The sequence below is a fragment of the Pseudomonas sp. SCA2728.1_7 genome, assembly GCF_018138145.1.
Taxonomy (GTDB): domain Bacteria; phylum Pseudomonadota; class Gammaproteobacteria; order Pseudomonadales; family Pseudomonadaceae; genus Aquipseudomonas; species Aquipseudomonas koreensis_A.
Genome location: NZ_CP073104.1, coordinates 1,857,566 through 1,873,678, shown reverse-complemented (window position 1 = coordinate 1,873,678; position 16,113 = coordinate 1,857,566). Strand labels below are relative to the sequence as shown.

Annotated in this window: 4 protein-coding genes; 3 read left to right on the top strand and 1 reads right to left on the bottom strand. The window is 62.5% G+C overall.

All coding sequences use genetic code 11. The features are described from left to right. Positions 1-128 precede the first annotated feature (128 nt). A complete protein-coding gene (locus KBP52_RS08210) occupies positions 129-1,301 on the top strand; it encodes an MFS transporter (RefSeq protein ID WP_077571878.1) in 1,173 nt (390 codons plus the stop codon). Positions 1,302-1,412: 111 nt separating this feature from the next. Here the strand turns inward: KBP52_RS08210 and KBP52_RS08205 are convergent, their stop codons facing one another. Beyond that, the gene (locus KBP52_RS08205; RefSeq protein ID WP_116032100.1) at positions 1,413-2,549 is read right to left on the bottom strand and encodes a cupin-like domain-containing protein; all 1,137 of its coding nucleotides are present in this window, start codon (positions 2,547-2,549) and stop codon (positions 1,413-1,415) included. Positions 2,550-2,679: 130 nt separating this feature from the next. Between KBP52_RS08205 and KBP52_RS08200 the strand changes: the two genes are divergently transcribed. After that, positions 2,680-3,417, top strand: a complete 738-nt coding sequence (locus tag KBP52_RS08200) for an alpha/beta fold hydrolase (RefSeq protein WP_077571880.1) — start codon at positions 2,680-2,682, stop codon at positions 3,415-3,417. Between the two features lie 244 nt (positions 3,418-3,661). Then, positions 3,662-16,111, top strand: coding sequence for a non-ribosomal peptide synthase/polyketide synthase (locus KBP52_RS08195; protein WP_212622579.1), 12,450 nt, complete (start codon positions 3,662-3,664; stop codon positions 16,109-16,111). Positions 16,112-16,113: the final 2 nt, after the last annotated feature.

Genomic DNA, 16,113 nt, shown 5'->3' with positions numbered 1-16,113 from the left:
TCGTACACAAATCCTCCTGTGGGAGCGAGCCTGCTCGCGAAGGGGCCTTCACATTCCACCAACAATTGCGCGCTTCCACGCCACCCGACCCTATGGCAACTTGGCGGCCCTTGATGAGGCTGCAATCCATGGCAAACCCCTACCGCGAACTATTCAACGCCCCCGGCGCACGCAATTTTGTCCTGGCCGGAATGATCGCGCGCATGCCGATCTCCATGACCGGTATCGGTGTGATCACCATGCTCTCGCAGTTGAAGGGCGGCTATGCGTTGGCGGGTGCGGTGGCGGCGACGTTCGCACTGGCAACGGCGTTTTGCGCGCCACAGGTGTCGCGGCTGGTTGACCGCTATGGCCAGCGAAAAATTCTCCCGGCATCGGCGTTGATCGGCGGCGGGGCGCTGTTGATGTTGCTGCTCTGCACCCGCTTGCAGGCGCCAGCCTGGACGCTGTTTGTGTTCGCTGCGCTGGCCGGGTGCATGCCGAGCATGTCGGCGATGGTGCGGGCGCGCTGGACGGAAATCTATCGTGGCCAGCCGCAACTACAGACTGCTTATGCGCTGGAGTCGGTGCTCGATGAAGTCTGCTTTATCGTCGGAGCGCCGCTGTCGGTCGGGCTGTGCGTGACGCTGTTTCCCGAAGCCGGGCCGTTGGCGGGGCTGTTGATGCTGGCAGTCGGCGTTACAGCATTTGTTGCCCAGCGCAGCACCGAGCCAACGGTGCATCCGCATGAGGAACACCATCAAGGCTCGATCATTCGTTCCACGGACATGCAACTGCTACTGCTGTTGATGACGGCCATGGGCGTCATCGTCGGTGTCATCGATGTCGTCAGCGTTGCGTTCGCCCAGCAACAGGGTCAGCCCGCGGCGGCAAGCATTGTGTTGTCGGTGTACGGTATCGGCTCATTTCTGTCCGGTATCGCTTTCGGTGCGATGCGCTCGAAGTTGCCATTGCCGCAACTGTTTTTGTACGGTGGAGTGGCGACAGCGGTGACGACACTGCCGCTACTGCTGGCGAGCAATATTTTCGGCTTGTCGGTGGCCGTGTTCGTCGCCGGGCTGTTCTTCTCGCCGACGCTGATTGTGGCGATGGCGTTGATCGAGCGCATCGTGCCGCCGGCCAAACTGACGGAAGGCCTGACCTGGCTGGTAACGGGATTGAGCATCGGCGTGGCGATCGGTGCGGCGGGCTCTGGTGCGTTGGTCGATGCCTTCGGCGCGCGCAGCGGGTTCTGGCTGGCAATCGTGGCCGGGGCGGTGGTGCTGGGTTCGGCGATACAGAGTTACCGCCATCTGAAATGAGATTGTTATTGTGGGAGCGAGCCTGCTCGCGAAAGCGGTCTGTCATTCAACACTCATATTGAATGTGAAATAGCCTTCGCGAGCAGGCTCGCTCCCACAGGATTTGCAGTGTTACCACCCGCGTCCCGAGTTCACCCAGAAGTTCACCGACAACGACGTCGACACCGATTCCACCTGATGGAACCAGCCCTCCGGCAAAAACAGCAAGTCCCCAGCCTCCAGCGTCACCCGCAGGAACGTCACGTCTCGCGCCTTGGGGAAACGCTGGTAATCCGGCGCATCCGGGTTGAAGTCGCAACCGTCCAGTCCGCCTTCCGGCGCCGTTGACCAGGTGCCCAGCGCTTCACGGTGATGCGGTGCGGCGAGGGTGAATGTCTTCTGCCCCCAGACCTGCGCGAACAGGTTATCGGTGTCATCACGGTGCAGCGGCGTCAGCGTGCCCTTGGGGCCGATCCAGATCCGCGGCGGGATAAACAGCGAGGCATCGAAGTAAGCCGGGTATTTGATCTGCTGCATCAATGCGGCCGGCAAAATGTTGTTGCCCATGTAGGCGGGCGGTTCACCGTCCGCACCTTTGACGGCCGGGCTGTCGAGCGAGGCGATGAAGTCGGCCATCGACGTCGAGCGGAAATCCCGTTCGGTGGAGAAGGTTTTCTTCACGTAATCACCGTGGCGGGTGATGCCTTGCAGTTCGGCGAAATGCACCAGCGATTCTTCGCGGCTGAGCTTGAACAGCGGCCAGTCGTGCAGCGCATTGCTGATCACCACGGGCACGCCGTGGGGCAGATAACGGCTTCTGAATTCAGTCACCGACAGTTCATCGCGGGCACGGTGTTCGACGTTGAGCTGGGTCGGCAGGCTGGCGGTGAGCTTTTCGCTGAAGCGTGGCGGCGTCGGGTAGCGTTTGTTCATATCGACCTTTTCCGCCACGGCGCCGCCACCGTTGCGTGCGTGGTCAATGATCTGTGGCAACAGCGTCGCCAAACCCATGTTGCCGCCGATTTTCAGGCGACCGCTGGCGAACAGTTCCTCGACGTTGGCCATGCCAGCCATGATGCCGAGGAAATCCTGTTCCGCGACTTCAATGGTCACGTCCGGACTGGCGTGGCGCCCGGCCTCGGTGCGGCTGCTGGCCTTGACCTCGGACCAGTAGGCCTGTTGCGGGCCAAAGACGAATTGGAAAACACCTTCGATGCCGACGGCACCGGCGTTGGCGAACAGCTTGCCCAGAATGCTCTGCAAGTCCACGGTGAATCCTCGTTATTGGTTTTGGTCTGAACAGTTAACGAGGGCCTGTAGAGGGGATTTAGCGCGCGGCGACTAATTTGTGTGGGCGGCGATCCGTTTCTCTCTACAGACGAATTCTTTTGAGGGACGTGTGGTGACCCAGCTGACTCTGCTGTGCCTGCCTTATTCAGGTGCCAGTGCGATGGTCTATAGCCGCTGGCGGCCGAAGTTGCCGCAGTGGCTGCAACTCAAACCGGTTGAATTGCCAGGGCGTGGGGCGCGATTTGACGAGCCGCTGCAGACCGACATGCGCGCCTTGGCGATGCAATTGGCCAAGGAGTTGCAACCCACGCTGAAGACGCCTTATGCGTTGTTCGGCCATAGCCTGGGAGCCTTGCTGGCGTGTGAGATTGCCCATGCGCTGCGTGCGCTGGGTTGCGCGGAGCCAGTGGCACTGTTCGCTTCCGGCACCGCAGCGCCGACCCAGCGTGCCGACTACGATCGCGGATTTGCCATCGCCAAGACCGATGCCGAGCTGATCGAGCAACTGCGCACGCTCAATGGCACCAGCGAAGAAGTGCTGGCCAATGACGAGTTGATGAGCCTGACCCTGCCGATCCTGCGCGCCGATTTCCTGCTGTGCGGCAAATTCGAGCCGCTCCAGCGACCGTTGCTCAATTGCCCGGTGCATGTGCTCGGCGGCAAGGCTGACCGCGCCACTACCGAGCAATTGATTGGCTGGAGCAAGGAAACCTCGGGCAGCTTCTCGGTGGACATGCTCGCCGGCGGGCACTTTTTCATTCATGAGCACGAGGCAAAAGTGCTCAAGGTGATCAAGGATCAGCTCGACGTTCATCACCGCCGCCACGCCATGGTCGCCACGGCCTGAACAGCGCATAACCTGTGGGAGCGAGCCTGCTCGCGAAAGCGTCGTCACCGTCGACATTTTCATTGCCTGACATACCGCTTTCGCGAGCAGGCTCGCTCCCACCTTTGATTTGTGCTGGCAAAAAAATCCCCGCTCTACCTCTCGCCTGATAGTTGTTCTCAATCGCTAATTTTTCCGGTCTGCATTCGTTTTATAGGGACGACGTGCCTTTGTGCTGCCTGCCTACTGATCCGGATGCCAAGAAATGAATGCAGAAGACTCCCTGAAACTCGCTCGCCGGTTTATCGGGTTGCCCCTGGAAAAACGCCAGATGTTCCTCGCTGCCTTGCAGAGGGAAGGGGTGGATTTTTCCCGGTTTCCGATTCCGGCCGGGGTCGAGGCCGAGGATCGGCAGGCGCTGTCTTATGCCCAGCAACGCATGTGGTTTCTCTGGCATCTGGATCCGCAGAGCGGCGCGTACAACCTGCCGGCCGCGGTGCGCCTGAGCGGGCGGCTGAACCAGTCAGCGCTGGAGCAGGCTTTCGCCAGCCTGATCGAACGCCACGAAACCCTGCGCACGGTGTTCCAGCAGCAGCCCGACGACAGCCTGCTGCAGGTGCCGCTGCAACAACCGCTGGATATCCAGCGCATCGACCTCAGCGCCTTGCCGGCCGCCGAGCGCGAACTGCGCGTGGCCGCGGCGGCCGAAGAGCAATCGCTGCTGCCGTTCGACCTCGCCAACGGCCCACTGCTGCGTGTGCGTCTGCTGCATCTGGCCGAGCAGGAGCACGTGCTGTTGTTGACCCTGCACCACATCGTTTCCGATGGCTGGTCGATGAACGTGTTGATCGACGAATTCTGCCGTTTCTACGATGCCCATGATCAGGGGCAAGTGGCCGAGTTGCCGCCAATGCCGGTGCAGTACAGCGATTACGCACTGTGGCAGCGGCGTTGGCTGGAGGCTGGCGAGCAACAGCGGCAACTCGATTACTGGCTGGCGCAAATGGGCGATGAGCACCCGGTGCTGGAGCTGCCGCTCGACCGGCCGCGCCCGATATTGCCGAGCAATCGCGGGCGCCGCCATGAGCATGTGGTGGACGCGGCACTGGTCGAGCAATTGCGCGGCGTGGCGCGCCAGCACGGCGTCACGCTGTTCATGCTGTTGCTCGGCACTTTCAACATTCTGCTGCACCGTTACACCGGGCAAAACGATCTGCGCGTCGGTGTGCCGATCGCCAACCGTAACCGCCGCGAGATCGAAGGTCTGATCGGCTTCTTCGTCAACACTCAGGTGCTGCGCGTACAGCTCGACGGTCAGACCGCATTCGCTGATCTGCTCAGTGCGCTCAAGGAAACCGCGCTCGGTGCCCAGGCGCATCAGGATCTGCCGTTCGAACGGCTGGTCGAGGCGCTGAAACTGGAGCGCAGCCTGAGTTACAACCCGCTGTTCCAGGTGATGTACAACCATCAGCCGGAAGTCGCTGACGTCACCACCCTCAAGGTCGGCAGCGGTCTGGAACTTGGCGTGATCGAATGGGAAAGCCGCAGCACCCAGTTCGACCTGAGCCTGGACACCTACGAAAAGGGCGGCCAGTTGCACGCTGCGTTCACCTACGCCAGCGACCTGTTAGACGGCGCAACCATCGAACGCATGGCGCGGCACTGGACACACCTGCTGCACAGCATCGCCAGCGATCCGCAGCAGCGGGTTGGCGAGATCGGTTTGCTGCAAGCGCAGGAGCTTGAGCAACTGACTCAGGACTGGGGCCGTCACGACACGGTCTGGCCGAGCGAGCGCCCGGTGCATGAGCTATTCGAAGCGCAAGCCGCGCAGACGCCGGATGCCATCGCGCTGATTTTCGACGCTCAGCAACTGACTTATGCACAGCTCAACGCCCGCGCCAACCGTCTGGCCCGTACGTTGCTGGCGCAGGGCGTCGGCCCGGAAGTGCTGGTCGGCGTTGCGCTTGATCGCGGGCTGGAGCTGATCGTCGCCATTCTCGCCGTGCTCAAGGCTGGCGGCGCGTATGTGCCGCTGGATCCGCAATACCCGCGCGATCGCTTGCTGAGCATGATCGAAGACAGCGGCAGTCGTTTGCTGCTGACGCAAAGCCATTTGCTCGACCGCCTGCCGGTGCCGCAGAACGTGCGCAGCCTGTGCCTCGATCAAGCTGAGGCGTGGGCGTTCACCGACGAAAGCAATCCGCAACGCGCGGTGTGGGCGGATAACCTCGCTTATGTGATGTTCACTTCCGGCTCCACCGGCCGCCCTAAAGGCGTCGGCATCAGCCACGGGGCGCTGAGCAAACACGCCTTCGCCTCGCAGCATTACTACGGCTTGAGCGCTGCCGATTGCGCGCTGCAATTTGCCACGTTCAACTTCGATGCCTTCGGCGAACAACTGTTCGGTCCGCTGACCTGCGGCGCCTCGGTGGTGTTGCGCGGCAACGAAGTCTGGGACAGCGAAACCCTGTACCGAAATATCGTCGAGCAGGGCATCACGGTCATGGACTTGACCACCGCCTACTGGAACATGATCGCCAAAGAGTTCGCCGCTGCCGGCCCGCGTGATTACGCCGCGCTGCGCCAGGTGCACAGCGGTGGTGAGGCGATGCCGCCGGAAGGTGTGCAAGCCTGGCGTCTCGCCGGGCTGGAACACGTCAAGTTGCTCAATACCTACGGCCCGACCGAAGCCACCGTTACTGCGACCACCCTTGATTGCAGCGATTACGTGTTCGCTCGTCAGCCGCTGCCGCTGACCATGCCAATTGGTCAGCCGTTGCCGGGGCGGCATGCCTATCTGCTGGATGCTGACGGTCAACCGACGCCGATTGGCGTGGTCGGCGAGTTGCTGATTGGCGGTGAATTACTGGCGCGCGGTTACTTCCAGCGTGCGGACTTGACCGCTGAGCGTTTTATTCCCGATCCGTTTTCCGCCACGGGTGCACGTCTTTACCGCACCGGCGACCTGGCGCGTTTCAACGCCCGAGGCCAGATCGAATACGTCGGTCGCGTTGACCATCAAGTAAAAATCCGTGGCTTCCGTATCGAGCTGGGCGAAGTCGAAGCCCGTCTGCTAGAACTCGATGCCGTCAAAGAAACGGTGGTGCTGGCAGTGCAGGGCGGCAGCAGCCTGCAACTGGTGGCGTACGTGGTGCCGAAAGACACCGCCGTGATTGCGGCTTCAACTGAAGCCCAAGGCGCCGCGCGCGAAGCGATCAAGGCGCAGCTCAAGGACAGCCTGCCGGACTACATGGTGCCGACGCAGTTGCTGTTCCTCGGCGCATTGCCGCTGAGCCCCAACGGCAAACTCGATCGCAAGGCCTTGCCGGCGCCGGACGCCAGCCAGATGCAGCAAGCGTTTGTCGCCCCGCGCAGTGAGCTGGAACAGAAAATCGCAGCCATCTGGCAGGACGTGCTCAAGCTCGAACAGGTCGGCCTGACCGACAACTTCTTCGAGCTGGGCGGTGACTCGATCATCTCCATTCAAGTGGTCAGCCGTTCGCGTCAGGCCGGGATTCATTTCAGCCCGCGTGACCTGTTCCAGCACCAGACCGTGCAAGGTCTGGCCAGCGTCGCCCAGCAAGGCAACGCCGGCGTGAGCATTGATCAAAGTCCGGTCAGCGGTGAAATGCCGTTGCTGCCGATCCAGCAAACGTTCTTCGCCGACGACATTCCCCAGCGTCACCACTGGAACCAGGCGGTGCTGCTGCGCAGTCATCAGACCCTGAATGCCGAAGCACTGTTGCAGGCACTGAATGCCTTGCTGGTGCAGCACGATGCGCTGCGTTCGCGTTTCATCGACAGCGCCGAAGGTTGGCGTGCAGACATCGCGCCGGTTGCGGCGGAGCCTGAGCTGTTGTGGACGGCTGACCGTCTCGACGCTGATGCTTTGCAAGCGCTTTACGCCAAGGCCCAGCAAAGCCTGAATCTGCAAAACGGCCCGCTGCTGCGCGCCGTACTGGCGACCGTCGCCGATGGCAGTCAGCGCCTGTTGCTGGCTGTACACCACTTGGCAGTGGACGGTGTTTCGTGGCGGATTCTGCTCGAAGATTTGCAACAGGCTTATCAGCAAGCACTGCAAGGCACGAGCATCAAACTGCCGGCCAAAACCAGTTCGTACAAAGCCTGGGGCGAGCATCTGCAAGCCTATGCGGCGACTGACGCGGTGCAGGCCGAACTGAATTTCTGGCAGCAACAACTCGCCGGCGCAGCACTGGATCTGCCCTGCGACAACCCGCAGGGCAGCCGGCAAACTCGCCACGCTCAGGTGCTGCACAGCCGCCTCGACAAAACCTTCACCCAGCAACTGCTGCAACAGGCGCCGGCGGCGTATCGCACCCAGGTCAACGACCTGTTGCTGACCGCGCTGGCGCGGGTCATCTGCCGCTGGAGCGGGCACGCCGACACGTTGATTCAACTGGAAGGTCATGGTCGCGAAGACCTGTTCGACGACGTCGACCTGAGCCGCACCGTCGGCTGGTTCACCAGCCTGTTCCCGGTGCGCCTGACCCCGGCCGATTCGTTGCCGGGCACAATCAAGCAGATCAAGGAACAACTGCGTGCCATCCCCAACAAGGGCATTGGTTTTGGCGTGCTGCGTTACCTCGGTGACGATGCGGCGCAAGCCACGCTCAAGGCGCTGCCGTTGCCCCGTATCACTTTCAACTACCTCGGCCAGTTCGACGGCAGTTTCGATGCCGAGGACGGCGCACTGTTCAGCCCGGCCGGTGAGGGCGCGGGGCTGGAGCAAAGTCTCGATGCGCCACTGGACAACTGGCTGGGCGTCGAAGGCCAGGTTTACGACGGTGAACTCGACTTGCGCTGGACCTTCAGCCGTGAGCAGTTCAACGAGGCAACCATCGCCCGTCTGGCTGACGAATACACCGCTGAACTGCAAGCGCTGATCAGCCATTGCTGCCTGCCGGAAACCATGGGCATTACGCCGTCGGACTTCCCGCTGGCGCACATCGCTCAGGCGCAACTGGATGCGATCGAGGTGCCGGCCGCCGGCATCGAAGACATTTATCCGTTGTCGCCGATGCAGCAGGGCATGCTGTTTCATACCTTGTACGAGCAGGGCACCGGCACTTACATCAACCAGCTCTGTGTCGATGTCGACGGCCTCGATCCCGAGCGTTTCCGCGCCGCGTGGCAGGCGACCATGGATGCCCACGACATCCTGCGCAGCGGTTTCATCTGGCAGGGAGAATTGCAGGAACAACTGCAGATCATCCATCGCCGCCTCGAATTGCCGTACACGCTGCTCGACTGGCGTGAGCGCGCCGACATTGCTCAGGCGCTCGAGGATTTCACGGCTGCCGATCTCGCTCAGGGCTTCGATCTGACCGAGGCCGGACTGCTGCGGGTGACGCTGATTCAAGTCACCGATCAGCGTCATCACCTGATCTTCACCAACCACCACATCCTGATGGATGGCTGGAGCAGCGCGCAGATGCTCGGCGAAGTGCTGCAGCGTTATGCTGGCCAGCAACCGCCGCGCCCGCTGAGCCGTTACGCCGATTACATCCAGTGGCTGCAACGTCAGGACGGCGCTGTCAGCGAAGCGTTCTGGCTGGCGCAACTGGCCGACTTCCATGAGCCAACCGTGCTTGCGCAAGCTGCGGCGGGCGGCGGTGAGGTGCGTGTCGAGCGCGGGCACGCGCTCAAGCATTACTCGCTCGACGCACCGCGTACGCAACGCCTGAACGAGTTTGCCCGGCAGCAGAAAGTCACCGCCAACACCTTGGTGCAAGCCGCGTGGCTGCTGCTGTTGCAGCGCTATACCGGCAGTGCTTGCGTGGCGTTCGGCACCACCGTCGCCGGGCGTCCGGCGGAACTGGTCGGCATCGAGCAGCAAGTCGGCCTGTTCATCAACACGCTGCCGGTGATCGCCGGTTCGCGTCCCGATCAAAGCGTTGCCGCATGGCTGGCCGCGGTGCAGGCGCAGAACCTCAGCCTGCGCGAGTTCGAACACACGCCGCTGGCCAACATTCAGCGCTGGGCCGGGCAGGGCGGCGAGTCGTTGTTCGACACGCTGCTGGTGTTCGAAAACTTCCCGATTTCCGAGGCGCTGCAACACGGCACCGCGCAAGGCGTGGTGTTCGGTGAAGTGGCCAACCAGGATCAGACTCATTACCCACTGACTCTTGGCGTAACGCTGGGTGAAACCCTGGCGCTGCACATGAGTTTTGATCAGGCGCATTTCAGTGTCGCGACTGTCGAGCGCCTGAGCGCGCAACTGCTGCATCTGCTGGAGCAATTCGCCGAATCTGCCGAACGCCGCCTCGGTGAAATCGCCTTGGCAACGGCTGAGGAACACGCCCGGCAGATCCTCGAAAACCAACCGCAGGCGTACCCGGTCGACCTCGCCGTGCATCAGCGTTACGCGCGCCTGGCGGCGCAACAACCGGATCGCACCGCGGTAATTTTCGACGGCCAACATTTCAGCTACGGCGACATCGATGCCCGCGCTAACCGTCTCGCCCATGAGCTGGTGGCGCGCGGCGTTGGCGCCGAAGTGCGTGTCGGTGTTGCGCTACCACGCAGCGAGGGCCTGATCGTCGCGTTGCTGGCGGTGCTCAAGGCCGGTGGCGCCTACGTGCCGCTGGACACCAGTTACCCGCGCGAGCGTCTGGCGTACCTGATGGAGGATTCCGGTCTGGCGCTGTTGCTGACCGATTCGCGAGTGACCGCGCAATTGCCGATCGCGGACGCACTGACCGTGCTGGAACTCGATCACCTCGACCTCAGCGCGCATTCGACGCAGGCACCGATCGTTGCACTGGATCCGCACAACCTGGCGTACGTGATTTACACCTCGGGTTCCACCGGCAACCCGAAAGGCGTCAGCGTCAGCCACGGGCCGCTGGCCATGCACTGCCTGGCGATTGGTGAGCGCTATGAAATGCGCGACAGCGATTGCGAATTCCACTTCATGTCGTTCGCCTTCGACGGTGCCCACGAGCGCTGGTTGACCAGCCTGACCCACGGCGGCTCGCTGCTGATTCGCGATGACAGCCTGTGGACACCCGAGCAGACCTACAACGCGATGATCGAACACGGCGTGACCGTGGTCGCGTTCCCACCGGTGTACCTGCAACAACTGGCCGAACATGCCGAGCGCATCGGTAATCCACCGCACGTGCGCATCTACTGCTTCGGCGGTGATGCGGTGCCGAACGCCAGTTTCGAGCGGGTTAAACGTGCGCTGAATCCCGAGTACATCATCAACGGCTACGGCCCGACCGAAACCGTGGTCACGCCGCTGATCTGGAAGGCCGCTCGCGACGAACCGTGCGGCGCCGCGTACGCGCCAATCGGCAGCCGCATCGGTGATCGCAGCGCCTACGTGCTGGACGCTGATCTGAACCTGCTGCCGCAAGGCATGGCCGGTGAGTTGTATCTGGGCGGCAGCGGTGTGGCGCGGGGGTATCTCAATCGTCCGGCGATGACCGCCGAGCGTTTTGTCGCTGACCCGTTCAGCCGCCGCGGTGGCGTGCTCTATCGTACTGGCGACCTGGTGCGCCAGCGTGTCGATGGCACGTTCGACTACCTGGAACGTATCGACAATCAAGTAAAAATCCGTGGTTTCCGCATCGAACTCGGCGAGATCGAAGCGAGTCTTCAGGCCCTGGATGGCGTGCGCGAAGCGGTGGTCGTGGCGCAGGAAAGCGCCGGCAGCAAACGCTTGGTCGCGTACGTGGTCAGCGACTCGCCGCGCGAGGATTTCGCCGAGCAACTGCGTGAACAACTCAAGGCCACGCTGCCGGCGCACATGGTTCCAGCCTACGTGTTGCGCCTGGAGCGCATGCCACTGACGCCGAACGGCAAACTCGATCGCAAGAATCTGCCCAAACCGGATGTCAGCCAATTGCAGCAAGTCTATGTCGCGCCGCAAAGCGCGCTGGAGCAGCAACTGGCAACGATCTGGCAGGACGTGCTCAAGCTCGAGCGCGTCGGCCTCAGCGACAATTTCTTCGAGCTGGGCGGCGATTCGATCATCTCGATTCAAGTGGTCAGTCGAGCCCGTCAGGCCGGTTTGCGCTTTACCCCGAAAGACTTGTTCCAGCACCAGACCATTCAGGCGCTGGCCACCGTGGTGCAAAGCGGCGAGCCGCTGCAACTGATCGATCAACAACCGGTAACCGGCGCAACGGCGTTGCTGCCGATTCATCAGTGGTTCTTCGCGCAGCCGATTCCTGATCGTCACCACTGGAATCAGTCGGTGATGCTCAAACCGTCCCAGGCGCTCGACGCGCAGGTGCTGGAGCAAGCGCTGGATGCGCTGGTGGCGCATCACGACAGCCTGCGTCTGGACTTTGCCGAGCAGGCGCAAGGCTGGTCGGCGCAGTACCGCGATGTCGCGACGCAAGCGGGCGAAACCGTCCTGTGGCAAGTCGAGGTCGCTGATCTGGCGGCGCTTGAGGCGCTGGGAAATCAGGCGCAGCGCAGCCTGCAACTGAGTGACGGTTCGCTGATCCGCGCGGTGCTGGCGAACCTCGCCGACGGTACTCAACGACTGCTGCTGGTGGTTCACCACTTGGTGGTGGATGGCGTGTCGTGGCGGATCCTGTTCGAAGATCTGCAAAGCGCTTATCGGCAGATTCTGTCCGGCGCAGCCGTGCAATTGCCGGCCAAGACCAGTGCGGTCAAAGCCTGGGCCGAGGCATTGCAGGACTATGCCGCGAGCGCGCCGTTGCAGGCCGAACTGGGTTTCTGGCAGCAACAGCTGCAAGGCGCCTCGACTGAGTTGCCTTGCGACAACCCGCACGCCGGTCAGCAACACAATCAGGCGCAATCGATCCGCACGCAACTGAATAAAACCCTGACCCGGCAACTGTTGCAGGAAGCCCCGGCGGCCTACCGCACGCAAGTCAACGACCTGCTGCTGACCGCACTGGCGCGAGTGATGGTGCGCTGGACCGGCGACAACAGTGTGCTGGTGCAACTGGAAGGCCATGGTCGCGAAGACTTGTTCGACAACGTCGACCTGACCCGCACCGTTGGCTGGTTCACCAGCGTGTTCCCGGCACGCTTGGTGCCGGTCGCTGATCTCGGCGCTTCGCTGAAGCAGATCAAGGAACAACTGCGCGCGATCCCCAACAAAGGCATCGGCTTCGGCGCTCTCGCGCACCTTGGCGACGCCGCTGCACAGCAAGCGTTGCAAGCCCTGCCGAAACCGCGCCTGACCTTCAACTACCTCGGCCAGTTCGACGGCAGCTTCGATGCTGGCGACGACGCCTTGTTCGTGCCAACCAGCGAATCCGGCGGCGAAGAAGTCAACATGGCCGGCCCGTTGGGCAGCCCGTTGGCGCTGGACGGCAAAGTCTTCGGCGGCGAGCTGGATCTGAGCTGGACCTTCAGCAGCGAGATGTTCAACCCGGCGACGATTCAGCGTCTGGCCGACGATTACCTGCAAGAACTCACCGCGCTGATCACGCATTGCTGCGACAGCGCCAACCGTGGCGTGACGCCGTCGGACTTCCCACTGGCGACGCTGACCCAGTCGCAGCTGGACGTGCTGGTGCAACAGCCGCAGTCCGTCGACGACATTTACCCGCTGTCGCCGATGCAGCAAGGCATGCTGTTCCACACCTTGCTTGAACAGGGCGGTGGCGACTACATCAACCAGATGCGTCTGGACGTCGATGGCGTCGACCCGCAGCGTTTCCGCGCCGCGTGGCAAGCGGTGGTCGATGCCCATGACATTCTGCGCACCGGGTTCTTCTGGCAGGGCGATCTGGATCAACCCGTTCAAGTTGTGCAGCGCCATCTGGAGGTGCCGTTCCGCATCCTCGACTGGAGCGCTCAGGCGAATCTGGACGCTGCGCTGCAAACCCTCGCCGATGCGGAGCGCGCGCAAGGGCTGGATCTGAGCGCTGCACCGCTGATGCGTCTGGTCTTGGTGCGCACCGCGGCCAACCGTCATCACCTGATCTACACCAACCACCACATCCTGATGGATGGCTGGAGCAGTGCGCAGTTGCTCGGCGAAGTGTTGCAGCATTACAGCGGTGAAGCGGTGGCGCGGCCGAACGGGCGTTATCGCGATTACATTGCCTGGTTGCAGCGACAGGATACCGGTGCCGCTGAAGCCTTCTGGCTCGATCAATTGCGTGAACTGGATGAGCCGGTGCGCCTGGCGCAGGTGTTTGCGGCACCGACGCAAGGCGTCGAGCCTCAGGCTTATGCGCAACATCGGGTGCAACTGGACGTGGCACAGACTCAGCGTCTGAGCGATTTTGCCCGCGATGCGAAAGTCACGGTCAACACGCTGGTGCAAGCGGCGTGGTTGCTGCTGTTGCAGCGTTACAGCGGCAAATCCTGCGTGGCGTTCGGCGCGACGGTGTCGGGGCGTCCGGCGGATCTGCTCGGTGTAGAACAGCAGATCGGGTTGTTCATCAACACCTTGCCGGTTATCGCCAGCCCGCGTCCGGAGCAGCGTCTCGGTGACTGGTTGCACTGTGTACAGGCGCAAAACCTGGCGTTACGCGAGTTCGAACACACCGCGTTGTTCGACATTCAGCGCTGGGCCGGGCTGGGCGGTGAGGCGCTGTTCGACAACATTCTGGTGTTCGAGAACTACCCGATTTCCCAAGCGCTGGAACAAAGCTCGCCGCAAGGCCTGCGTTTCGGTGCCGTGGATAACCTGGAGCAAACCAACTATCCGCTGACCCTGTCGGTCAGCCTCGGTGCCGAGCTGGCGGTGCAATTCAGCTACCAGTGCACACAGTTTGCCCCGGCTTCAGTCGAGCAGATGGGCTTGCACCTGCAACGGTTGTTGCTGCAGATGATTGACGGCAGCGAGCGTGCGCTCGGTGACTTGAACCTGCTCGACGCCGCCGAAACCGATCAGCAATTGTTGGCGTGGAATGCCAGCGCAGCGGCCTGGCCTGAAGCGCGTTGCATCCACCGCTTGATCGAAACGCGCGCGGATCAGACACCAGACGCGATTGCGCTGGTGTTTGCTGAACAGCGCCTGACCTACGCCGAGCTCAATGCGCAGGCCAACCGCTTGGCCCATCGCCTGATTGCCCAGGGCGTTGGCCCGGATCGTCTGGTCGGCATCGCGCTGGAGCGTGGCGTGGAGATGATTGTCGGCTTGCTGGCGATCCTCAAGGCCGGTGGCGCTTACGTGCCGCTGGATCCGCAATACCCGAGCGATCGTCTGGCGCACATGATCGAAGACAGCGGCTTGCAGTTGTTGCTGACTCAAGCCTCGTTGCTGCAAGTGCTGCCAATTCCGGCCGGTGTGCAGACGCTGCTGCCGGGTTCCCTCGAAGAGCCGATCAGCGCTGCACAGGCGGCCAATCCGCAGGTGCCGGTCGACGGTGACAACCTCAGCTATGCGATCTACACCTCGGGCTCCACCGGCAAGCCGAAAGGCGTGATGGTGCGTCATGAGGCACTGGTCAATTTCGTCGCGAGCATGGCCCGTGAGCCGGGGCTGGTGGCAGGTGACCGAGTGCTGTCGCTGACCACGTTCTCGTTCGATATTTTTGGCCTGGAACTGTACGGCGCGCTGTTCAGCGGGGCTTGCGTGGTGCTGGTGGACAAGCAGAGTGCGCACGACCCGGAGGCGCTGCTGCAGATCATCGAGCAACAGCAGGTCAGCGTCGTCCAAGCGACACCGTCGACCTGGCGGATGTTGCTCGATCATCCGCAGGCTGCGCGGCTTGCGGGGCGCAAATGCCTGTGTGGCGGCGAAGCGCTGGCCGAGGATCTGGCCGCGCGTCTGCTCGCTGTCGCCGGGCAAGTCTGGAACCTTTACGGGCCGACGGAAACGACGATCTGGTCGGCGGCGTATCAACTGACGGCCGAGCAGCGCCAGCCGTACCTCGGCGGGCCGATTGCCAATACCACGCTGCATATCCTCGGCGAACACTTTGCGCCGAACCCGGCCGGTGTGATCGGTGAATTGCTGATCGGTGGCGATGGCCTCGCGCGGGGTTATCACGACCGGCCGGCGCTGACCGCCGAGCGCTTCCTGCCCGATCCGTTCGGCAACGGTGCGCGGTTGTATCGCACCGGTGACCTGGCGCGGTATCGCGCTGACGGGGTGATCGAGTACCTCGGGCGTGTCGACCATCAGGTGAAGATCCGCGGTTTCCGCATCGAGCTGGGCGAAATCGAAGCCTGCCTGTTGGCTCAGGCGTCGATTCGCGAAGCAGCCGTGGTGGCGCAGGACGGGCCGGGTGGCTTGCAACTGGTGGCCTACCTGATTGCGGCGAATCCGCAGGATGCCGACCCCACAGTCCTGCGCGACACGCTGAAATCGGCACTGGCACCTTTGCTGCCCGATTACATGATTCCTGCGCACTGGATGCTGCTGGAGCATTTCCCGCTGACCCCCAACGGCAAGCTCGACCGCAAGGCCTTGCCGCTGCCGGACGCCAATCAACTGCTGCGCACCTACGTGGCGCCGGACGGTGCGCTGGAACAGAGCGTCGCGGATATCTGGCAAGACGTGCTCAAGCTCGAACGGGTAGGGCGCGACGACAACTTCTTTGAACTGGGTGGACATTCACTGTTGGCGACTCAGGCCACGGCGCGACTGCAACTGGAGCAAGGGGCGGCGGTGCCGCTGGACCTGCTGTTTCGCACCGCATCGCTGCGCGAGTACGCCGAGCAACTGGCGGTTCACCTGACCCCTCACTCCAGCGAAGACCTGAGTGAGATGCATGATTTCCTGGCAGACCTGGAGACCCTTTGAAA